The organism is Chryseobacterium sp. POL2 (assembly GCF_011058315.1).
In the GTDB taxonomy this organism is placed as follows: domain Bacteria; phylum Bacteroidota; class Bacteroidia; order Flavobacteriales; family Weeksellaceae; genus Soonwooa.
On sequence record NZ_CP049298.1, the window covers coordinates 1,404,087 to 1,427,492 of the forward strand.

General features: G+C 35.3%; 19 protein-coding genes. 13 read left to right on the forward strand and 6 right to left on the reverse strand.

All coding sequences use genetic code 11. The features are described 5' to 3' along the window. Nucleotides 1–341 precede the first annotated feature (341 nt). From groES to G6R40_RS06535, 9 genes are all read left to right on the forward strand, one after another. On the forward strand, nt 342–620 hold the full coding sequence (gene groES, locus G6R40_RS06500; protein WP_165133220.1) for a co-chaperone GroES: 279 nt from the start codon (nt 342–344) through the stop codon (nt 618–620). Between the two features lie 40 nt (nt 621–660). After that, nucleotides 661–1,017: a four helix bundle protein gene (locus G6R40_RS06505; protein ID WP_165133223.1), complete on the forward strand. Its 357-nt coding sequence runs from the start codon at nt 661–663 to the stop codon at nt 1,015–1,017. Nucleotides 1,018–1,063: 46 nt separating this feature from the next. After that, a complete protein-coding gene (gene groL / locus G6R40_RS06510; protein WP_165133226.1) occupies nt 1,064–2,689 on the forward strand; it encodes a chaperonin GroEL in 1,626 nt (541 codons plus the stop codon). 106 nt (nt 2,690–2,795) lie between these two features. Next, the gene (locus tag G6R40_RS15135; protein ID WP_228455863.1) at nt 2,796–3,224 is read left to right on the forward strand and encodes a helix-turn-helix domain-containing protein; all 429 of its coding nucleotides are present in this window, start codon (nt 2,796–2,798) and stop codon (nt 3,222–3,224) included. Nucleotides 3,225–3,247: 23 nt separating this feature from the next. After that, nucleotides 3,248–4,084, forward strand: a complete 837-nt coding sequence (locus G6R40_RS06515; RefSeq protein ID WP_262887671.1) for an IS3 family transposase — start codon at nt 3,248–3,250, stop codon at nt 4,082–4,084. 243 nt (nt 4,085–4,327) lie between these two features. Beyond that, nucleotides 4,328–4,960: a response regulator gene (locus G6R40_RS06520; RefSeq protein WP_165133229.1), complete on the forward strand. Its 633-nt coding sequence runs from the start codon at nt 4,328–4,330 to the stop codon at nt 4,958–4,960. A gap of 14 nt (nt 4,961–4,974) precedes the next feature. After that, entirely contained in the window at nt 4,975–5,586 is a 612-nt protein-coding gene (locus tag G6R40_RS06525; protein WP_165133232.1) for a hypothetical protein, read from the forward strand. Between the two features lie 581 nt (nt 5,587–6,167). Further along, nucleotides 6,168–6,971 carry a sensor histidine kinase gene (locus tag G6R40_RS06530; protein ID WP_165133235.1) on the forward strand — a complete coding sequence of 268 codons (804 nt, stop codon included), beginning with the start codon at nt 6,168–6,170 and terminating at the stop codon, nt 6,969–6,971. A gap of 204 nt (nt 6,972–7,175) precedes the next feature. Next, nucleotides 7,176–8,615, forward strand: a complete 1,440-nt coding sequence (locus G6R40_RS06535) for a M20/M25/M40 family metallo-hydrolase (protein ID WP_165133238.1) — start codon at nt 7,176–7,178, stop codon at nt 8,613–8,615. Nucleotides 8,616–8,630: 15 nt separating this feature from the next. Here G6R40_RS06535 and G6R40_RS06540 read toward each other — a convergent pair whose 3' ends face one another. The 4 genes from G6R40_RS06540 to G6R40_RS06555 all read right to left on the reverse strand — a co-directional run bounded on the left by G6R40_RS06540 (nt 8,631) and on the right by G6R40_RS06555 (nt 12,482). Beyond that, the gene (locus G6R40_RS06540) at nt 8,631–8,963 is read right to left on the reverse strand and encodes a 2Fe-2S iron-sulfur cluster-binding protein (RefSeq protein WP_165133241.1); all 333 of its coding nucleotides are present in this window, start codon (nt 8,961–8,963) and stop codon (nt 8,631–8,633) included. 265 nt (nt 8,964–9,228) lie between these two features. Continuing rightward, on the reverse strand, nt 9,229–10,281 hold the full coding sequence (locus tag G6R40_RS06545) for an NAD(P)/FAD-dependent oxidoreductase (RefSeq protein WP_165133244.1): 1,053 nt from the start codon (nt 10,279–10,281) through the stop codon (nt 9,229–9,231). Between the two features lie 93 nt (nt 10,282–10,374). After that, the gene (locus G6R40_RS06550) at nt 10,375–11,580 is read right to left on the reverse strand and encodes an RsmB/NOP family class I SAM-dependent RNA methyltransferase (protein ID WP_165133247.1); all 1,206 of its coding nucleotides are present in this window, start codon (nt 11,578–11,580) and stop codon (nt 10,375–10,377) included. A gap of 62 nt (nt 11,581–11,642) precedes the next feature. After that, a complete protein-coding gene (locus G6R40_RS06555; RefSeq protein WP_165133249.1) occupies nt 11,643–12,482 on the reverse strand; it encodes an HNH endonuclease in 840 nt (279 codons plus the stop codon). Between the two features lie 314 nt (nt 12,483–12,796). Here G6R40_RS06555 and G6R40_RS06560 point away from each other — a divergent pair, with 314 nt between their 5' ends. The 4 genes from G6R40_RS06560 to G6R40_RS06575 are packed head-to-tail and all read left to right on the forward strand — an operon-like array spanning nt 12,797 to nt 19,041. Then, on the forward strand, nt 12,797–13,393 hold the full coding sequence (locus G6R40_RS06560) for a TetR/AcrR family transcriptional regulator (RefSeq protein WP_165133251.1): 597 nt from the start codon (nt 12,797–12,799) through the stop codon (nt 13,391–13,393). A 23-nt stretch (nt 13,394–13,416) separates the two neighbouring features. Continuing rightward, the gene (locus tag G6R40_RS06565) at nt 13,417–14,763 is read left to right on the forward strand and encodes a TolC family protein (RefSeq protein WP_165133253.1); all 1,347 of its coding nucleotides are present in this window, start codon (nt 13,417–13,419) and stop codon (nt 14,761–14,763) included. 19 nt (nt 14,764–14,782) lie between these two features. Further along, on the forward strand, nt 14,783–15,844 hold the full coding sequence (locus G6R40_RS06570) for an efflux RND transporter periplasmic adaptor subunit (RefSeq protein ID WP_165133255.1): 1,062 nt from the start codon (nt 14,783–14,785) through the stop codon (nt 15,842–15,844). An 8-nt stretch (nt 15,845–15,852) separates the two neighbouring features. Next, nucleotides 15,853–19,041, forward strand: coding sequence for an efflux RND transporter permease subunit (locus G6R40_RS06575; RefSeq protein WP_165133257.1), 3,189 nt, complete (start codon nt 15,853–15,855; stop codon nt 19,039–19,041). Between the two features lie 640 nt (nt 19,042–19,681). Here the strand turns inward: G6R40_RS06575 and G6R40_RS06580 are convergent. Both G6R40_RS06580 and G6R40_RS06585 read right to left on the reverse strand, forming a co-directional pair. Continuing rightward, entirely contained in the window at nt 19,682–21,259 is a 1,578-nt protein-coding gene (locus G6R40_RS06580) for a T9SS type A sorting domain-containing protein (RefSeq protein WP_165133259.1), read from the reverse strand. 227 nt (nt 21,260–21,486) lie between these two features. Beyond that, entirely contained in the window at nt 21,487–22,980 is a 1,494-nt protein-coding gene (locus tag G6R40_RS06585; protein ID WP_165133261.1) for a GEVED domain-containing protein, read from the reverse strand. Between the last annotated feature and the right edge of the window lie 426 nt (nt 22,981–23,406).

The following is a 23,406-nucleotide window of genomic DNA, read 5'->3' on the forward strand; positions in this document are numbered from 1 at the left end:
GTCGACCTTCAAAAGAGGTTTTGTCCTAAAAATGTAAAAAGTAAGTTTAGCACAAAATCTCTTTTTTCGGCCTTGTTAATAAACATTAATTTTTAATAACAATTTTATTATCAATAACTTTCCCCATGTCAAACCCATTTGCCCCGCAATAAAATCCGAATTAATTCGTGAAAATTAGATAAAAACAGCTTCCCTCATTATTCTTTTTCTGCCAAAATTTCACATTTTTATTTTTCTTCTGCCAATATTTATCCAAGAACCCTAGACAAAGCACCAAGAACCAAGATGGCACATTCTTGGAGAATAAGAGAATAGATAAAAATTAAAAAATAAATATAATTATGTCAGTTAATTTCAAACCACTTTCAGATAGAGTTCTTGTTGAGCCTATCGCTGCAGAAACTAAGACTGCTTCAGGAATCATTATCCCAGACACAGCTAAAGAAAAACCACAAGAAGGTACCGTAGTTGCTGTTGGAGCTGGAAAAAAAGACGAACCTATGACGGTAAAAGTTGGAGACAAAGTACTTTATGGAAAATATTCTGGTCAAGAATTAAAATTAGATGGCAAAGATTTCTTAATCGTTAGAGAAGCTGACCTTTTAGGAATTATTGGTTAATTGCTATAGACAATAGGCAATAGGCATTAAGCTATAAGCAATGAGAGATTTCAGAAAATATGATGTTTGGCAACTAAATCATGAGTTTGTTTTAGAAATTTACAAAATCACCAATGACTTTCCCAAAGAAGAATTATATAATCTTACATCTCAATTACGAAGAGCTAGTGCTTCAATTCCAACAAATATAAGTGAAGGTTGTGGACGAAATTCAGATAAAGAATTTAATCATTTCCTAAACATTGCTTTAGGTTCAGCTTCTGAAACTGAATATTTAATTATTCTTTCAAAAGATTTAGACTTAATTGATAATTCAACAGCTTCAAATCTTTTAGAAAAATTAAATCATTTCAAAAGAAAATTATATAAATTAAAAGAAAAATTAAACTCGCATTAAGAATATAGCCGAAAGCTTATCGCTTAATGCTTAACGCATAAAAATTATGGCAAAAGAAATAAAATTCGATATTGAATCAAGAGACGCCCTAAAAAGAGGGGTTGATGCATTGGCTAATGCAGTAAAAGTAACTTTAGGACCAAAAGGTAGAAACGTAGTTATTGAAAAAGCTTTCGGTGCTCCACACGTAACTAAAGACGGGGTTTCTGTTGCAAAAGAAATTGAGCTAGAAGACAGAGTAGAAAATATGGGTGCTCAAATGGTGAAAGAAGTAGCTTCTAAAACCAATGACATCGCGGGTGACGGTACTACAACGGCTACAGTTTTGGCTCAGGCTATCGTAAGAGAAGGTCTTAAAAACGTAGCTGCAGGCGCTAACCCAATGGATTTAAAAAGAGGTATCGACAAAGCAGTAACGGCTGTTGTTGAAAACTTAAAATCTCAATCTCAAGCGGTTGGAGATTCTTCAGAAAAAATTAAACAAGTGGCTTCTGTTTCAGCTAATAATGATGAAACAATCGGCTCTCTAATAGCTGAAGCTTTCGGAAAAGTAGGTAAAGAAGGAGTTATCACTGTTGAAGAAGCTAAAGGCATCGATACAACAGTAGATGTTGTTGAAGGTATGCAATTCGATAGAGGTTACCAATCTCCATACTTCGTTACTAACCCAGAGAAAATGATCGCTGAGTTAGACAATCCTTATATCCTTTTAGTAGAGAAAAAAATCTCTTCAATGAAGGAATTATTACCAGTTCTTGAGCCAGTTGCACAAGGTGGAAAATCATTATTAATCATCTCTGAAGAGGTTGAAGGTGAAGCTTTGGCTACTTTAGTGGTAAATAAACTTAGAGGTTCTCTTAAAATTGCTGCTGTAAAAGCACCTGGATTTGGTGACAGAAGAAAAGCAATGTTAGAAGATATCGCAATTTTAACTGGTGGACAAGTAGTTTCTGAAGAAAGAGGAATTACTATGGAAAACCTTACTTTAGACATGCTAGGAACTGCTGAAAAAGTAGTTATCGATAAAGACAATACAACTATTGTAAACGGTGCTGGTGACGAAGCTCAAATTAAAGGAAGAGTTTCTCAAATTAAAGCTCAAATAGAGTCTTCTACATCTGATTATGATAAAGAAAAACTTCAGGAAAGATTGGCTAAACTAGCTGGTGGTGTGGCTGTACTTTACGTAGGTGCTGCTTCTGAAGTGGAAATGAAAGAGAAAAAAGACAGAGTAGATGACGCTTTACACGCTACAAGAGCAGCTGTGGAAGAAGGTATCGTAGCTGGTGGTGGTGTAGCTTTAGTAAGAGCGATTTCTGCATTAACAAACCTTACTGGTGAAAACCCTGACGAAACTACTGGTATGAAAATCGTAAAAAGAGCTATTGAAGAGCCATTAAGACAAATTGTAAGCAATGCAGGTGAAGAAGGTTCTGTAGTTGTTGCTAAAGTTGCTGATGGTTCTGGTGATTTCGGATACAATGCTAAAACTGGTGATTATGTAAACATGCTTGAAGCAGGTATTATAGACCCAACTAAAGTAACAAGAGTTGCGCTAGAAAATGCAGCTTCTGTTTCTGGAATGCTTTTAACTACGGAATGCGTAATTACAGAAGTAAAAAAAGATGATCCAGCAATGCCTCCAATGGGTGGTATGCCAGGAATGATGTAAGCATCTTTGATGCCCAAAATAAAAACCGTTCAGAAATTCTGAACGGTTTTTTTATTATTCCTATGTCCCGTCCTGAAATAGCGATACAAAAAAAATAATCGTTATTATGGAAGAAAGAAACAATTATGTCAAACGCACTCAGCGCGATTACAGTATGTCTTTTAAGTTGAACGTTGTAAAAGAAATCGAGTCTGGAGAACTCTCTACCACTGTTGCTTGCCGAAAATATGGCATCCAAGCTCGAAGCACAGTTGTGAGTTGGCTCAGAAAATTTGGTACCTTTGATTGGGAGAACCAAACGCCTTCGAATATGCCAAAGTCACCAGAACAAAAGATCATGGAGCTTGAAGCCCAAGTAAAGCTTTTGCAAAAGCAGAAGGCTTTCCTTGAGAAACAGGCTTATGTGGCTGATAAAAAAGCCATTATTTTCGATATGATGATTAACCTTGCCGAAGAGGAATATCAAATTGATATACGAAAAAACTCACCACCCGAACTATCGACTCTTTCCGAAAGGAACAAAAAGAAACCATAAGTTTCTCCTGTGAATTGTTCGGGGTGGACCGACAGGTTTATTATCGTCATTTAAAGCGAAGAGCAAAGCGGCAGCAAAGTGCACAGCAGGTTGTGGATTGGGTTGGAGAAATAAGGATTGTCCATCCCAAAATGGGTGGAAAAAAATTATATTTTCTTTTGAAAGAGAAACTTGAAATCTTAAAGATTGGCAGAGACAAATTCTTTGATATCCTAAGAGCTAACCATTTGTTAATCATCCCTAAAAGATGTTATCACAAAACAACCAATTCGTATCATCGTTTTAAGAAACATAAAAATTTAATTAAAGATTATCAATGCAGAAAACCAAATAATGTATGGGTGTCGGATATCACCTACTTGGGAAACAGAGAAAATCCTGCCTATTTAAGCTTGATAACCGATGCTTATTCTAAGAAAATCGTAGGCTTTGACGTGTCGGATTCTTTGGCTACAGCATCTTGTTTAAATGCTCTAAAAATGGCATTGAAAAAAGAAAACCCGAAGAGTCTTATTCATCACTCAGACAGAGGATTACAATATTGTTCCGATGATTATCAAAAGTTATTAAAAAAGCATAAAATACGTTGTAGTATGACACAAGAATCAGATCCTTATGAGAATGCCATAGCCGAAAGAATTAATGGAATTTTAAAACAAGAGTATGATATTGATAAATCTAATGTAGATTTGAATACAAGAAAGATTTTGGTCAAACAAACCGTAAAGGTCTATAATGAGTTACGACCGCATTTGTCAAACTATTATTTAACACCGATGCAAATACACCAGCAACAAGATTTAATACCAAAATCGTACAAAAAGAAAAACAGTACAAATACGAATATATGTACTGTTTAAAATAAAATTTTATTGGTCTAATCCTGTATCATTTTTTCAGGACGTTACACTAATTCAAAAGCAAGTAAAACAAAATACAATTTCAACAACAACTAAAGCTTACATTTAAAAAAATCATAACATATTCAAACTTAGTTAACAAATTATTTATAAATATTATTAACTTTATAAAATAATTACATACCCCAAATTCGGTATTTTATATGTCATAATTTTTTATAATTTTTGTATAAACTAATAACCATGAAAATCCAAGTTGCTATTGTCGAAGACGATAAGAACTATAATAACACGCTTAAAAAGCTGATTAATTATAATGAGCAAATGTGTTGTGTCGGGCAGTTTTTTTCGGGCAAAGCAGCTCTGGATAATCTGGTAACACTCAAGCCTGAAATCGTACTCATGGATCTTCAACTCTATGATTCTTGGGGGACCGACATTATTAGGGATTTAAAAATTCAAGATTCCAAAATACAATTTATCATTTGTACCAATTATGAAGACGACGAAAAAGTTTTTGACGCGCTTCGTTCTGGCGCTGTTGGTTATTTAATAAAAGGCGAAAGTTTAGAAAATATAACCCAAGCTATTATTACGGCATACAATGGCGGCAGTCCTATGAGTAACAATATTGCCAAAAAAGTATTGCTCCATTTTCAACATCAGGAACAAGATCAACAATTGGTAGACGAATTAACACCTACCGAAAAATACACTCTCAATGGCTTGGCAGAAGGGCTTCAGTACAAAGAAATTGCCGCTAACAAAGGTATTTCTCCTGAAACCGTAAAAAAACACGTTGCCAGTATCTATCGTAAACTAAATGTCAACAACAAAGTTGAAGCACTTAATAAACTGAATTATAACAAATATTAAAAACATAACAAACCATGAATCAGGATCAAGAACCACCAAACATATCAGGACCGATTCCTCAGGATAAAGCCTTTGAAATGATGAAAAATTTCGAAGATGCTTTTGGTGGGGACATTCTTATTGGCAAAACTTTTAAAATAAGTTATACTTTATTACAAGGTTTAATTAGCCAAAGAAAAGATTTGGTTTTACGATTTGCACAAGTTGACAAAGAACTCAATCTACTTTTTATTGATGAAAATACAAAAACCAAATTACTAATCGATCCCCATGTTGCAGCAGAAGTTGACAGTACTGTAACCGATGCGATGCGAAATAACTTCAACGATGCTAGCAAAGGATTAAGACCGAAGTTTGATAACTACATCACAAGAATGTTTGACGACGGCACAACGCACGAGAACACGCGACAAATCACCATAACTTATGAAAATAATTTTGACGCCTTTGATCCTCAAAAATATACAGGAATAATTTTGCAAATGGCTATTGACAGCAATACAACTGATAGAGATAGATTACACAAATTAACTTTTGTAATGCATTTTGAACCCAAAGCGGCTTCTCCTACAAAAGTAGTCTATTACGATTTCATGCAGTTATGTCCGCCTGGTCAGTGTTTCTAAATGACTGTACTATATATTTATTTAGTTATTGTTCTATTATGTTTTGCTTCTTCTATTATCAACAAAGAAGCAAAACATAATTTTCTATGGCTTTATTTTGCTTCGGTTTTTACATGTGAGATACTCAATATATTAAAGATTTTACCTTACATGGTATATGTCCTTACAATGCCTATTTATATATTATTCTTTATTTATTATTTTAGTTCAGAAGAAAAAAACAAAATAATAAGTTGGATACTCGCGATAGGAACACTTATTACAAGTACACTCTACTATAAAAAAGATGTCAATTATCAAATCATACTAAGCGTTAATATGAGCTTTGTCTATATTTTTCTAAGCTTACGATGGTTTTTTCTACAACTGCAACATACAGATCTGATTCCTATTTTTAAAAAACAAAAATTTTGGGTGTCAACCAGTCTTCTTTTTTTCGGAATCGTCTTTATATTCCGGATGGTTCCTGTCAATATTTTTGATGTCGTTGATAAAGATTTTTTAATGGCGATCAATAAAAGTTTTCATTATGCCGTAATTATATCTTATCTTTTATTTTTAAAAGCAACAACTTGTAAAGCATGATTCTAGCCGTTCCTTATGAAGTAAAATTAACTTTTGCATTTGCTGTTGTGCTTTTGCTGCTTTTTATTGGCTTTCTCATCTTCGTCGTTTTACTTTATAACAAGAACCAAATCAATCATATTAAAGAAAACCAAATTAAAGATATTGAACATAAAAACCTTATTCTCCAAAAAGAAATAGAAAAACAAAAATCCTTACAATCCGAAAGAGAAAGGATTTCGCATGACATGCACGATGATATAGGCGCGGGACTTTCTGCCATTAAATTGCAATCCGAAATCCTCAAACACAACATCGATAACAAAAGTATTAGCAAAACAGAAATCGATGAACTTATCCGGATTTCTGAAGAGATTAATCTTTCTATGCGGGAAATATTATGGTCTCTTAATTCTTCAAACGATAATCTGCGCCGCATGATTGACTATTGCCAAAACTATGTGGACAGTTATTTATCCAAAACAGATATTGAGTTTTCATATTCCCAAAACATTGAAAATCCGGACAAAATAGTGAGCGCCGAGATACGTCGCAATGTGTTATTAATTATAAAAGAAGCCTGCCACAATATCGTAAAACACAGCCAGGCAACCCATGTTAGTTTTGATGTTAAAGAAAATCAAAATGACATTGCAATTACAATTCAAGACAATGGAATCGGCATACAGCAAGAACGCGTGGATGGCTACGGACTAACAACCATGAAATCTCGAGCAGAAAGTATCGGCGGTGATTTTGAAATCTGTAAAGAGTCCAAAGGCACCAAAATTAATATCAGCATAAAACTAGACCACGAATAATAAAGGCTAGAACTTCTAAAGCCTTTGGTTTTTCTTACATTCCTGCTTATATATAAATTCTACCATGCTTACATTATAACTTAAGTTGGGCACACCAAATTAAATTAACACTTGACAACTTCGTGTGTAAATATTTAAATAAACTTAAATATGAATTGCTTTTAATTAAATTTTATATTTACAAAACCTAAACTTACTATTAAAATGAAAAAATGTTTACCATTATTAGCAGCATTCTTTTTTTCGAATGCTGTTGTAGCACAAGAAAGTCAAGCTTTCCATGCAACAATGGACGGAAAAAGTGCTATTGAACTTCAAAAACTATTTCCCAGCGAAGTTGAAATTTTAAAGACAACCGACAATCAATCGGCCGTTTTCTTAACCGAAAAAGCCGCGCAACATCTTCACAAAAATATTCTGACACATGGTCCTGGTTATGTTTATCAACAAGATGCAGAAACAGCCTTGGACGTTTTATCAAAAAAAACAGATAACAACCAAAAGCTTCTTAATCTTACAATAACTGAAAACGATTGGGTTAATCATAGTATTTCTAAAGTAAATGCCGAGAATATTAAAAATCATATCATGACTTTGCAGGCTTATGGCACACGTCGTCACGATAATCCCAAAGGGAAACAGGCGGCACTTGACCTAAAGACAAAATGGGAAAATATGATAACCGCTTCTGGACGCACAGACATTAGCGTTTCCATCTTTAACCACAATGCAACACCAATGCCTTCTGTAATTTTGAAAATTAACGGCGCCACAACGCCTAACCAATCGGTTATTATTGGTGGACATTTGGATTCGATTTCTTTTTCTGGACAAGCGCCTGGCGCAGACGATAATGCTTCTGGAATAGCCAGTATTACTGAAATGTTGCGCGTATTACTTGACATTAATTTCAAACCTCAAAGAACGATTGAAATCATGGCTTATTCTGCTGAAGAAGTTGGATTGGTGGGATCAAAAGATATTGCACAAAAGTATGCTTCTGAAAACAAAGACGTGTTGGCGTATGTGCAATTCGACATGACCAATTATAAAGGATCGGCAAAAGACGTGTATTTAACAACCGATTCTTATAATAGCAATGATCTCAATTTGTTTTTAGTAGAGTTGATGGAACATTATAACAAAACGGGCGCACATACATTCACTTACGGCAATACGATTTGTAACTATGGTTGCTCGGACCATTTTAGCTGGGCACAAAAAGGCTACAATGCCGCGTTCCCTTTTGAAGCGAGTTTTGATGACTCTAATCCGTACATCCATTCTTCGCAAGATCTAATTTCTGTTAGCGGAAGCACAGCAACACATGCTGCAAAATTCGCAAAATTAGGTTTAGAATTTTTAATAGAAGCGGCAAAATCCAGCCAAGCTTATATGGCTGTACAAACTACTAAAACTAATGATTTTAAAGTTGTTGTTGATAAGAAAATTTTAAAACTTATCAATTTTAAAACCGACATTACATCTATTAAAATAATAGATGCTTCTGGGAAAATTGTAAAAGAGGTTGTTAATCCAAAATCAGATTTTATTTCTTTAGAACATTTAAAAGAAGCCTATTATCTCTGTGTTATCGAAGATAATAATGGAAAAATAAGTACTACAAAATTTATTAATCAATAAAAAAGTCCCAGAAAGTTAACTTTCTGGGGCTAATTCTATCACAAGACCTTCTAGTTCATCGGTTGCGGGAATTTGGCAACTAAGACGGCTATTGGGTTTTACATTGTAAGCTTCATCCAGCATCGCTTCTTCGTCCACTTGCATTTCTGGTAAAGCAAGGTTTTCGCTTAACACATAACATTGGCAAGATGCACACATCGCCAAACCGCCACAGATACCGATTGTTCCTTCTGGAACCAACTCGTACGCGCGAATAACCTCCATAAGACTCATCGCCATATCGGTAGGCGCTGCAACATCATGAGAAACGCCTTCTCTATCTATGATTGTAATATTTACATCAGACATTTTTTAATCTTTTTACAAATTTAATAAATATTAGTGGTAAAGAAAATTTCGATTGAGAATAAAAATACCTAGAACTCGGTATATTTTATCATTTAATATAACTTAAATTTGATGTAAGAAAATGTTTGACAACATATTTTTATAGTCCTCAGTTAGAATAACCATGAATTCTTAAATCATATTTCACAGTTTTATTATTTAAATTTATCACTAAAAAAAGCCTAAGTCAAAAACTTAGGCTTTATGTATATATTTTAAAAACTGATTAATCTATTGATTTCACAACGGCTTTTTCAGCTTCTTTTCTTGTTCCATCAAAACCATCAATTCCTGATACTGTCGTATATTTAAGAACAAACTTCTTACCTGGATTAAGTCTGTTATAAACACTTTGACACATCAAGGTCGCCTCGTGGAAACCACAAAGAATCAACTTCAATTTCCCAGGATAGGTATTGATATCGCCGATGGCGTAGATACCATCAATATTGGTTTGGTAATCCAATGCGTTGTTAACTTTAATTGCATTTTTTTCAATGTCTAAGCCCCAACTTCCTAAAGGTCCCAACTTCGGCGTTAACCCGAACAATGGAATTAAATAATCGGTTTCAATAACGGATGTTTCACCATCTTTAGTAACTTCAATAGCGGTTAACTTCTCCTCACCTAGCAATCCTGTGACTTCGGCTGGAGTTATAAGATTAATTTTTCCCGCTTTTTTAAGTGCTGATACTTTTTCAACAGAATCTAGAGCACCACGGAATTCGTTTCTTCTGTGAATTAAGGTAACATCCGAAGCAACCTCTGCCAAGAAGATCGACCAGTCCAATGCAGAATCTCCTCCTCCTGCGATAACGACTTTTTGGTCGCGGAACATTTCTGGATTTCTCACGAAATATTCAACGCCATTTTCTTCAAATTTATCAAGATTTTCCAACTCAGGTTTACGAGGATCGAAACTTCCAAGTCCTCCAGCAATAGCAATTGCTTTACCTTTGATCTTGGTTCCTCGATTGGTTGTTACAATAAAATCACCTTCTTCCGTCTTCTCATAAGTCATTGCTTTTTCTGACAAAGAAAACTGGGGCTCGAATTGTTTGATTTGTTCCATCAAATTATCAACAAGAACGCCGGCATCTACACTAGGAAAACCAGGAATGTCAAAGATTGGTTTTTTGGGATAAAGCTCCGTTAATTGTCCGCCAGGTTGTGGCAAAGCATCAATAAGATGACATCTTAACTTTAATAATCCTGCTTCGAATACCGCAAATAATCCTGTTGGACCTGCGCCTATAATAATAATATCTGTTTCGAACATTGTATAAAAATTTTCTGTATGCAAAGCTAAACATTTCAAGTACATTTAGCTTGATAGTCAATAATGATATTGATTAGTTTTATTTAATTTTAATTAATTATTACGCTGAATAAGAGCCATATAAAAGCCATCATAACCTTGGCTCGGCATTATCTTTTCTTCTTTTACCAAAGAATAATTCGGATTTTTTGTCAAAAATTTTTCAACCTGAAGATTATTTTCTGATGGCAAAATAGAACAGGTCGCATAGATTAACTGTCCTCCTACTTTTATCATTTTAGAATAATCTTGAAGAATTTGTTCTTGCTCACCTTTGATTCTATCGATAAAATCTTGGTCAATTTTCCATTTGGAATCTGGATTTCTTTTCAAAACCCCAAGTCCAGAACATGGCGCATCAATTAACAGACGATCCGCTTTATCGTGCAATCTTTTGATAACTTTAGAATCCGAAATAAAACGAGGTTCAATATTATGCGCACCAGCACGTTTTGCACGACGCTTAAGCTCTGCCAACTTCCATTCGAAAATATCAAGCGCAATAATTTGGCCTTTATTCTTCATCAAAGCGGCTAAATGCAGCGTTTTTCCTCCTGCGCCAGCACAAGCATCTACGACGCGCATACCTTCTTTAACGCCCAATAACTCACCAATTAACTGCGATGAAGCATCCTGAACTTCGAACAAGCCATCTTTAAAAGCAGATGTTAAAAATACATTTTTCTTCTCCTCCAACTGTACAGCATCTGGATAACCATTGATGGTGAATGCTTCGACCTGTTCGTCTTTAAGATCGGCAACCAATTCTTTAGGTGTTGTTTTCAACGTATTGGCACGCAAAACAGTTGGTGCTTGTTCGTTAAGTGCCAGCATTTCTTTTTCCCATTTTGGTCCCAACTCTTTCTCCAAAGTTTCTGCTAACCAATCTGGAATCGAATATTCTATTGCTTTTGTCGGCAAATAACCTTTTTTAAGTTTGGTTAAAATATCTGCAATTTTTACACCGTCAAATTCTTCAAACTTCTTATAATGGGTTTTGCTCCAAAGCAGATAAGCTAGGATTAGTTTGTAAACATTATTCGGTTTAACACCTTCTCCCATATAATATTCGAGGCGTTTTTTCCAACGGATAATGTTGTAGAAAATCTCCGATACAACTTGTCTGTCCTGGCTTCCCCATTTTCTATTGGCTTTCAAAAGTCTTTCGATAACTTTATCAGCATATTTTTTCTCCTGAAAAAATGTTTCTTGTAAAGCGTCGTGGATGCCGATAAGAAGATTGCGATGTATTAATTCCATAAAGTAAAGCTTCTAATAATAAAGAAGTGTGCAAATTTACGAAAAATAAAAAAGTTCAGAAATTAATTCTGAACTTTGGATATTTCGTTTTGCTTGGTTTTATTTTTGGGCAAAAGGCTCACTTCTACATCACTCCAATTTTCTCCCGTTTTGATGCGGTGTATTTGCATATCAGAAACGCCAAATCTTCTCGCCAATCTTGCCATAGGCTCGCCTTTTTGCAATTTCATTTTGATGAAAACAACATCGCTGTACGATAACTTGGCATGATCTCTATGTTTTTTTTCTTTACGTTCTAATTTGAGATTATGTTCTATCCATTTCGGGCTTTTCAAGCCATGTTCCACAACTTCTTCTTTTGTAGCCCATGCGAGATTTTCTGCTCTATTGTCTTTTTTATCAAAATTTTTATGAATAACAAATTTCTTAGTTTCTGGTTGATCATTTTCTACAAACAATTCGGCAACAGCTTTGTGCACCAAAACATGAAAATATTTGGCGCGTTTCTTATTAATCTTTGCGCGTTCTTTGGAAAGTTTTTTTAACAATTTATCTAAAGCTTCTTTTTTAGAAAATAGTTTTCTCTCAATTTTTCGACTTTCATCGTAAATGGTGGATTTTTTCTTTAGTGAAGCATTCAAAACTTTAATTTCTGCACGAAGCTCATCGACTTCTTTTTGAAAATCAGATAAAGCTGCAGCAGAAACTTCATCCATTTCTGCCAATCTTTTGAAACGGATAATTGGATAGCCTTCTTGTAAGCCGCCATTTATAATTCTGCCTTGGGGACAATTTACACTATAAGATTTGACTTCTCCATAAACAGAAAATTCGAGTTTTGTATTCTCATCCTGAGATTCATCGTTTGGATATACTTTCCAAATTACATTAGTTCTCTCCACATTAATTACATTTTGAACAAAAATAGGAATTCAGATCAAATAAAGTCCAAATAGAGACTTAAAAACATGATTTATTAACATATTTTATAGAATTCATTCGGTCTTGGCATGGTATTTAATAAAATTGATGCCTAACAACTTAGGCTAAGACAATCTACTAATCAAGCTAAACAAAAAATTAACGCAGAAGGTATTGGTGAGATTTTTTTACCAAAACAGCGTTTACTGTTAATTTATTGTTAATTACGTTTTGACATTTTTGTTAAATATAATAATTTAATAATTTTGTCAAACTTTTTTGTTAAAACCTAGAAATGAGTCAAGAAATCAAAAAGGATGACACCGAAGCAATAATCCGAAGAACCGCTAAAAAATTATTTTTTGGTGAAGGAAAATTCAATGCTACAACGCAAGAAATAGCTGATGCTGCAGGTGTTAACCGTACTTTAATCAATTATTATTTCCGTTCAAGAGACAATTTGTTTAATTCAGTTTTTGAAGAAGCCCTTAAAAAGGAGAAGGAAAAATCAGAATTTATTCTTAACTCTGAGATGACTTTCAAAGAAAAATTAAGTTTTTTCATCGAAGATTCTATGAACAAAGCGATGCAGTATCCATATTTGGAAATCTATATTGTAACACAAATGAACCAAGGTTGTGTCTACAACAAGCCGGAAAACTATGACGAGATCATGTTAAAATTAGGCGATGAGTTGGAGAACGAAATAAAAATTGGGAATGTTAAACCAATTTCGGTGCAACAATTCTTACTCAATTTAGCATCTTTAGTTTCTTTTCCTACTTGCATGCGTCCTTTGCTAAAGGAAACCATGAAGTTAGATGATGAGGCGTTCGACAATCTTCTAAAAGAGCGAAAAGAAATCATCCTCAATACTTTATTTTTAAATTAAGAAAAACGTAGAATTTATATATTATGAAACATTACACTAATTACAAAGCGAAAGCCATATTATCTGGCGCGCTATTAGTGTTCGGTATGTTTTCTGGTATTGCCCAAGAGTCGGTTTCCTTATCGGAAGCCATTCAGAAAGCTTTACAAAACAAAGCCGAAGCCAAGAAAGCTGCTTTGCAAGTGCAAAAAGCAGAGTACAAAATCGACGAAGCGAGAGCGGGCGCACTTCCACAAGTGAAAGTTGGCGGAAACCTCACCTACAACCCAGTCATCCAACAGTCTGTTTTACAGATGGGCGACCAAACTTTGGTTGTTAAAATGGGACAACCCTGGACTTCCAACATCGCAGCAACAGTTAACCAAGCGCTGTTTGACCAAAAAGTTTTTATTGGTCTAAAAGCAGCAAAATCAACTAGAGAATTTTATGTTCTTAATGCCCAGTTGACGAATGAGCAGATTATTGCCAATGTGGCTACCGCATACTACAACGTCTTTATTCAAGAAGAAAATCTTAGAACTCTAGAAGCCAGCTACAACAACACAGAAAAGGTACGAAACATTATAAAAAGTCTTGTTGATAATGGTCTGGCAAAACAGATCGACCTGGACAGAACCAATGTACAGTTAACCAACATCGCTTCTAACAAGCAAAGAGTAATTAATGGCGTTGAATTATCAAAAAACGCACTTAAATTCTACATGGGAGTTCCTATGGAAACCGCTATTGTTTTAGAAGAAAAATCAATTGAGCCAAAGCCAGAACTTATAGAAACATTAGCCAATATGGATAATCGTTCTGAAGTTAAAGTTTTGGAAAAACAAAAAGAGTTATTACAATATAATAAAAAAGCGACACAAGCGGCACTTTACCCAACGGTAGGACTACAAGGTCAATATGGTTGGTATGGTATGGGAACAAAATTTCCATTGACCAATGGTACATCAAACGGTGTTAACTGGAGCGACTTTGCATCTGTTGGGCTTAATGTCAACATCCCCATCTTCACAGGTGGAGCTACGAAAGCCAGAATACAGCAAGCTGAAATCGACATTCAGGATGTAGAACAGGATATCGAAAATACCAAACAAAGTTTAAATCTAGATTACAAAAACTCTGTTACTAATATCGAAAATGCTTTAATCAACCTTAATAGCATGAAAGATAATGTGGACTTAGCTGAGAAAGTTCAGAAAAATACACAGTCTAATTACCAATATGGTTTGGCAAATCTAACCGAGCTTTTGGACTCAGAAAATGCTTTAACACAAGCGAGACAAAACTATGCTAATGCATTATTGGATTATAAACAAGCCGAAATTCAGTTAATCAAAGCTAAAGGAGAACTTAATACCTTAACACAACCATAATAAATAAACGATTCAGAAAATGAAAAAAACTCTTATATATATCATTGTAGCAGCGGTTCTTGTAGGATTGTTCGTGTACAAAATTACCACCAACAAAGAAGAACAAACGGCTAAAGTAGCTGAAGTTGCTAAACAAGTTGACAAAATTAATGTAAATGTTATAACAGCATCTAGATCAGACATTAATACAGATTATTCTGCCAACGGAACTTTTATTCCTAAAGCTGAGACTAATCTTTCTTCGGAAATTGCTGGTCGTGTGGTAAGTGTTTTGGTAAAAGAAGGTTCTAGAGTTGGCGCTGGACAAGTGGTTGCAACCATCAAAAAAGATGCAATCGAAGTAGACATGACACAAGCGCAAAACAATTTGCAAAACGCTATTATTGATAATCAACGTTACGAAAATGCTTACAAAACAGGTGGTGTAACAAAACAACAAGTTGATAACTCTAGACTACAACTTAAAAATGCACAGGCTGCAGTACGTGCACAAGGCGTGCGAGTTAACGATGCGACAGTCCGTGCAGGTATCAGCGGAACAATTAACAAAAGAATGATTGAGCCTGGTGCTGTAGTTTCTCCAGGAACACCAATGTTCGAAATCGTAAATATTAACACGCTTAAACTTTCTGTTTTAGTAGACGAAAGTCAGGTTGGAAAAATTCAGTTAGGGCAAATCGTAAATATTAATGTTAATGTTTTACCAGAAGAATCTTTCGCAGGTAAAATTACATTTATCGCCCCAAAAAGTGATGCGTCGCTTAACTTCCCAGTAGAAATCGAAGTTGCAAATAATGGGCAGCTAAAAGCAGGTATGTACGCTACAGCTATCTTCAAAACCAACCACGGTGCCGCTACTCAAAATATGTTAACAGTTCCTGCTGAAGCTTTCGTAAATGGAGTAAGTTCTGGACAATTATTTATCGTGAACAATGGCGTTGCTAAAATGGTAAAAGTAACTACCGGAAAAGTGTACGGTGATAAAGTACAAATCCTTTCAGGTCTTAATGGTGGCGAACAAGTAATTACCAGTGGGCAAATTAACCTAAACGAAGGATCAAAAGTCAATATTGTAAAGTAAGTTAGAACATGAAGTTAGCAGAAATATCGATCAAAAGACCAACTTTAGTAATTGTACTTTTTACATTACTAACCTTGGGCGGATTGCTGAGTTATTCCATGATGGGATACGAGCTTATCCCAAAATTTGAAACCAATATGGTAACCATTTCTACGGTTTATCCTGGAGCTTCACCAAGTGAGGTGGAAACTTCGGTAACCCGAAAAATTGAAGATGCCGTTGGTTCCCTAGAAAACGTAAAAAAAGTAGAAGCATCTTCGTATGAAAGTTTATCGGTAATTATGGTTCAGTTGAATACTGGTGCCGATGTAGATTTCGCATTGAATGATGCCCAACGTAAAGTAAATGCCATCCTTTCTGAACTTCCTGATGATGCGGATGCGCCATCACTTAACAAATTCTCGCTAGACGATATGCCAATTATGACATTGAGTATCTCCAGTGAAAAACTAAACTCGAAAGAACTTTACGATCTTTTAGATAAAAAAATTGAGCCTACCTTTTCTCGTGTAAATGGTGTGGCACAAATTGACCTTGTTGGTGGACAAGAAAGAGAAATTCAAGTCAATATTGATGAGAAAAAATTGCAAGGCTACGGACTGTCAATTGGACAAGTTCAGCAGGCTATTTTATCCTCCAATTTGGATTTCCCAACGGGTAATGTTAAAACAAGAACGTCAAAATCTACCATTAGATTAGCGGGTAAATACAAGTCTATTGAAGAAATGAGAAACCTAGTTATCGCGGATAACAATGGTGCTCAGGTTCGTTTGTCAGACATTGCAACTGTATTCGATACAACTCAGGATATAGAAAAATTGGCGCGTTACAACCAACTTTCAACCATATTAATTCAGGTTAAAAAACAATCTGATGCCAATGCGGTAGCGGTTTCGGAGAGTATTCAGAAAACCATGCAGGAAGTGGAAAAAAACTACGCAGCACAAGGTATTAAACTGAATATTGTAAACGACTCAACAGAGTTTACACTAGCTGCAGCCGATCACGTAATCTTCGACTTGTTCTTGGCGATTATCTTGGTAGCAGTGGTGATGTTGTTATTCTTACACTCTATTCGTAACGCATTTATCGTAATGGTAGCCATTCCGATGTCGTTAATTGCAGCTTTCATTGGTATGAACTTAATGGGTTATACCCTAAACTTGATGTCGTTACTAGGGCTTTCGCTCGTGGTTGGTATCTTGGTGGATGACGCGATTGTGGTGTTAGAAAACATTTACCGTCACATGGAGATGGGTAAATCTAAAATTAGAGCCGCTTATGATGGTGCTTCAGAAATTGGATTTACAGTAACAGCAATTACATTGGTAATTGTGGTGGTGTTCTTACCAATTGCGATGAGTACAGGTTTGGTAGCTAACATCTTGGCGCAATTCTGTGTTACGGTAGTTATTGCCACTTTATTATCATTATTGGCTTCATTTACCATTATTCCTTGGTTGTCATCAAGATATGGTAAACTAGAACATTTAACAGGTAAAAACGCTTTCCAAAAATTCATCCTTTGGTTCGAAAAACAATTGGATGTATTCACACACTGGATTTCTGGTATTTTGGAATGGTGTCTTAAAACCACTTTAAGAAGAGTAACTACAGTTATTGTAACATTCTTACTATTACTTTCATCGTTTAGTTTAGTAGGTTTAGGATTTATCGGTGGTGAATTCTTCCCGAAATTGGATAAAGGTGAATTCTTGGTTCAAATGGAATTGCCGAAAGATGCTTCTATTGAAAAAACCAACCAAGTCACTTTGGAAGTTGAAAGATTCTTGAGAGAATATCCAGAAGTGGTAAACATGATTACAACTGTTGGACAACAATCTGGAGGAATGGGTGCCGCTCAATCTACAGCCTATCAATCGGAAGTTCACGTTATATTAACCGACAAGTCTGAAAGATCCGAAAGTACAGATATCTTATCTGCAAAAATTAAAAGAGATCTTGAGGAGAAATTCACAGGAGTAGAATTTAAAACGGCACCAATGGGTATTATGGGGGCGGAAAGAGCGCCAATTGAAATGGTGGTAACCGCTCCAGATGTAGAAACAGCAACTAAAGAAGCGGAAAGAATTTTAGCTTTATTGAAAAAAGTTCCTGGCGCTATTGGTTCCGAACTTTCTACAGATACAGGTAACCCTGAAATCCGTGTGAACATGGATCGTGACAAAATGGCTTCGCTAGGTCTTAACCTTTCTAGTGTTGGGCAAGCGATGCAAACAGCTTTCAATGGTAATACAGATGGTAAATTCCGTGCTGGTGAATACGAATACGATATCAATATTAGATTTGCTGATGAAAGTAGAAAATCTATTGAGGATGTTAGAAATTTAATTTTCATTAATACAAAAGGAGAACAAGTAAGACTTAGTCAATTTGCTGATGTAGAAATGAGTTCTGGACCGAGTTTGTTACAACGTCGTGACAAATCTCCAGCGGTGAAAGTTCAGTCAAAAGTAGTAGGTCGTCCTTCGGGAGATGTTGCTAACGAATGGGCTGCTATGTTCATGGATAATGAGAAAACAAAACCTGCAGGTGTAGATTACATTTGGGGTGGAGATATGGAAAATCAATCCGAAGGTTTCGGTACTTTAGGGATTTCATTATTAGCAGCGATTATCTTGGTATACTTGGTAATGGTTTCTTTATACGACTCGTTTGTATATCCGTTCGTGGTATTATTCTCAATTCCATTGGCGTTAATTGGGGTAATGGTCATCCTTGCCCTAACAGGAAATTCTTTGAATATCTTCACCATGTTGGGTATGATTATGTTGATTGGTCTCGTTGCAAAAAACGCGATTATGATTGTCGATTTTGCTAATATGAGAAAAGCAGCCGGTGCTAACACACACGATGCCTTAATCCAAGCGAACCACGCACGTCTTCGTCCTATTTTGATGACCACCATTGCCATGATTTTTGGTATGATTCCAATTGCATTGGCAAAAGGTGCGGGTGCTGAGATGAACAACGGTCTTGCATGGGTAATTATCGGTGGTTTGACCTCATCGTTATTCCTAACCTTGATTATCGTACCAGTGGTGTATTCATTATTTGATTCGGTACTAAGAAAATTCGGAAAAGAAGAAAAAATCGATTACGAAGCCGAAATGAAAGCCGACTATGAACACAGAGAACTGAGTGATGATGGTTTTACACCAAAACATGTCAATTAAATTTATTAATCAATTATATTTTTAACCTTAGATCCCGCTGGCTTTTGTCAGTGGGATTTTTTATTGAGAAACTGTCGCGAAGTTTTTAATTAAATATGAAACCAAAGATTAAACATAAGCCGTTGTGCATTTTGAAGCAAAAAAAATTCACTGATAATCAGTAGTATTTCATTCTTTTAGTATTATTTATATAAACAAAGTGTCTTTGTTTATCTTTAAAAGGACTTTACTGAACAAAACTTTGTTTTCCATTACGATAATTTAAACACAAAGCAAGACAAGAATTATTCAATACCATAATGAAAATAATTATAAACAAAGGCATTACATATATTCACCAAATACAATGAGTTAAAATGTACAATAGGTTAAACATAATTAAATCTCTAATACCCATCATTTAGATTTCTCATTTCACTTTGTTTCATTCGAAATGGCAATCTTGAGACAAGCTGTTCTAAAGTCTAAAAGCATTAGGTTTTGTCATTCCGACAAAGCTAGTATTATTACTGATATCGGATATTTGTAATAAGCAATCGAATATTATAAATGAGGCATATATAATGTTAATAATATGCAAACACAAAAAAAGCCGATTTCGAAAGAAATCGGCTTCATTTTATTAAAATTAATTTAAATATTAATCTTTAATTACTTTTGTAGTGGATACTGAACCGTCGTTTGATTTAATAGTTACTAAATAAACGCCCTTCTTAAGATCACCTAATTGTAATTCTTCAGCAGCTGCTAAAGTTTTAACTGTTCTTCCTGAAATATCTGAAACAATAATAGAAGATACATTCTTAACATCTGAAAGTTTTAATACATCTTTGAATGGGTTAGGATATACAGATGCTTTCAGTTTGTTAACATCTGATACTGCTAATTCACCATAAGCAATCATATAATCTTCTGCCTGACCATTACCCATTTCGCTACAAGCTGTTGCTAGAGCTGGGTGCATAGTTGTAGAAGCACCTGACATGAAGTTATATTTAACTCTCATTGTTTTGTAACCAGGTGTTACTCCTGCAGGGATTGCAATATTACCATTTAATATAACAGGGTTATTGGTCGTACCTGAAGTTTGTACTTTTGTTGCGATCGTGTTGAAGTAAGATTCTCCAGCATCGTTAAAGTCACCATCGTTATTCCAGTCGATAAATACTGTAGTTGCCCATCCGTTAGCTGCGTTACCATTCGTTACACCTTGTACTTTGATAGGTAAAGTTGTAGCTGAAGTTGGTACAGGGATAACAATATTTCTGAAATCTTCATATGGTGTAACGGATCCTGGTGTAGCAGAAGACGTATTCGTAATACCAGAGAAAGTCATCGAAGAAATCGGGAATACATTCGTTGGTTGATTACTTGTTAATGGTCCACATACACCAACTGTTGCGTTAGTCATAAATGAAATTTCTTGACAACCTGTAGCTTCTCCAACTGGGTTAACAGGCACTACTTTAGCATAATATGTTGTATTAGCCGCCAAAGATACGTTAATAGACGTAGATGAAGCTGAAATAGTCTCGTTGTAAATATTTGATCCACCAGGTGTTGTCCCTACTGTAACTTTATAGCTTGCAGTATTTGTACTTGCGTTCCATTTGATAGTATTAGTTCCTGAAGAAACTGTAGATCCTGCAGTTGGTGAAATAAATGTTGTACAGTTAGGTACAGTAGTCGCTACCTCTTGAACAATTTTTATATCATCTACAAAGAAGTTTCCAGTTCCTGAAGTTCTTTGCACCCAAACTCCTACTGCGTTAACAGCATCTGGTGCTAAAACACCTGAAGGGATTGTTGCTGTTACAGTTGTACATGATGTTAATGCATCTGTCGTTAAAGTAATTGGATCCCCAACATAGTTGATATTCCAAAGACCACTATCTGGATCTTCAACAAAATAAGCCAAACGAGCTGTTCCTACTAGGCCTGCAGCTTTTTTGTATTTAATGCTTAATGTTGCGCCCATACCGTTACTGATCTGTCCTGTAGCATCTAACTGCACCATCCAACCCGTACTTGCTTGTGAAGGCGACAAAGCTAATTGTCCACCAAAACTACCAGCACAAGCCGCTGCACCTGTTACAGTACCACCACCGAATTGGCCATAGTAACCATCTTCTGTATCTTCAAAAGTTCCTGTAAAATTGTATTGAGCATTTGCCCCAATACCTAATGCCAAAAGGCAAGGGAATAGAATTTTCTTCATATTAATAATTTATTTTTCAGTTCAACAAATCTAAATATTTAATTCTATTTAAGCAAATTTTAAAAACAAATAGTTCCATAAACTTAAAACTAATCTTTTTTAAGTACCGATTTCACAATCGTATAAATAAAAAAAATATATCAATCTTATCCATTTTAATTGAACTATTTGATAAAAAAAAACACCATACATTTCTGTATGGTGTTATCATTAATATGGATAAAAAGTTATTCTTTAATCACTTTAGTTGATTTAACTTCTCCGTTTGCATATTTAATCGTTACAATATATACGCCTTTGTTAAGTGTTGACAAGTTAAGCTCTGTTGCAGGCTTCATGTCAGCTACTGTTCTTCCTGAAAGATCAGAAACGATAACAGATGTAGCATCTTTAACTTCCGAAATTCTTAATACATCTTTAAATGGATTAGGATATACAGATACATTAGACTTGTTGATATCAGACACTGCAGCCGTTGGTTCTTTTATTAAAATTGTATAATCCTCAACTTGCCCGTACTGTGTAGATCCACAAGCTGGTCCTTCTACACTAAAATTCATTCTTACACGCATACGTGTATTACCTAAAACTGCGTTAGTTGGGATAGTGATATTACCTGTAGCTGTCGCTGTACTTGATAATGATGTTTTTTCGTTGTCTGAGAAAACACCGTCATTATTATAATCAATCCACACAGCCGTTTTATCTGAATCAAACTGACTAATTGTTACAGAAATTGGGTAAGCCGCTCCTCTATTAACAGTTCCAAGAACGCCTGCCGTATTAGTAAAATCCTCATAACCAGCCGTTGATGTAGAACTATTATCAATACCTGCAAAAACTACTTTAGAAATCTTTTCATATTGTGTACTTGTTGCACCTGCAGCACAATAAGCTTTAGTAGAGTTAGTAGTGAATGTTACCTCTTGACATCCAACTGCATCTCCAACTGCATTCGAAGGAACTATTTTAGCATAATATGTCTTGTTAACTTCTAATGGTACATACTGGGAAGTTATAGAACCTGCAACAGTTTGGTTGTATGCGTCGTTACCTCCAGGAGTTGTTCCAATAGATATTTTAAAATTAGTAGCTCCAGATACTGCGTTCCATTTCATTTCATAACCTCCTGCATTAACTTCAGCTCCAGCTGTAGGCGCAGTAATTGTGGTACATGTCGGTACGCTAGTTACTACCTCTTGTTTAATATCTATATCGTCAACAAAAATATTACCACTACCCGAAGTTCTCACATAAAACGCTCCAAAGCCAACAATTTGTCCTGGCATAATTGTTCCTGCAGGAATTGTTCTTGTAGCAGTTGTACAAGTTGTTGTCGCCCCAGAAGTCAAAGAAATTGCTGCTCCCACAGGTACAACACTCCATTGATCAGAATCTTCATTATAAACGAAGTAAGCAACATACAAACTCCCAACAGCACCAGCCGCCTTTTTGTAACTGATTTTAAGATCAACTTTTTGACCGTTAGTAATTTGTCCTGTTTCCTCCATCATAACCATCCATCCCGTTTGCGATACTGATGCACTTGTTGCGAGCTGCCCTCCATACGTTCCTGTACAAGCAGCTGCAGTAGTAATAGTTCCTCCACCAAATTGTGCATAGTAACCATCTGCCGCATCTTCAAAAGTCCCGGTAAAATTAAATTGTGCATTTGCTACAAAACCTAATCCTAGCAATGCCGAAAATAAAATTTTCTTCATAATTATTAAATTGTTTAATGAACGCCAAAAATAGACAATAAGTAGCATTTTGCAAATTTTAACAATCAATAAATAAATAAAAAATAATAAAACCCCAATAACAACACTATAAACAGGCATTTTAATAAAAATTAAAAAAATATTAAATATTATCAAATTCTTAATACTTTAAAATATATAGTTGATATATCTTAAAAATAGAGCTGTTACAGAAAAAAAATCTATCTCGGGTTTGTCTAGAAAAAACCACTATTCCCTAAAAAAGACAACAAAACCAATGTCGCGTGAGGGATCGCCGTGGAAATCCTTATGCATGACGCGAGGCGGCGGAGCGTAGCGGAGCCGTCCGAGGGTCATGCATAAGATTGAAACAAAGAGCCCGACCACAAGATTTTCGACTTGGAAATAGCCTTGGAAAATCTTGTG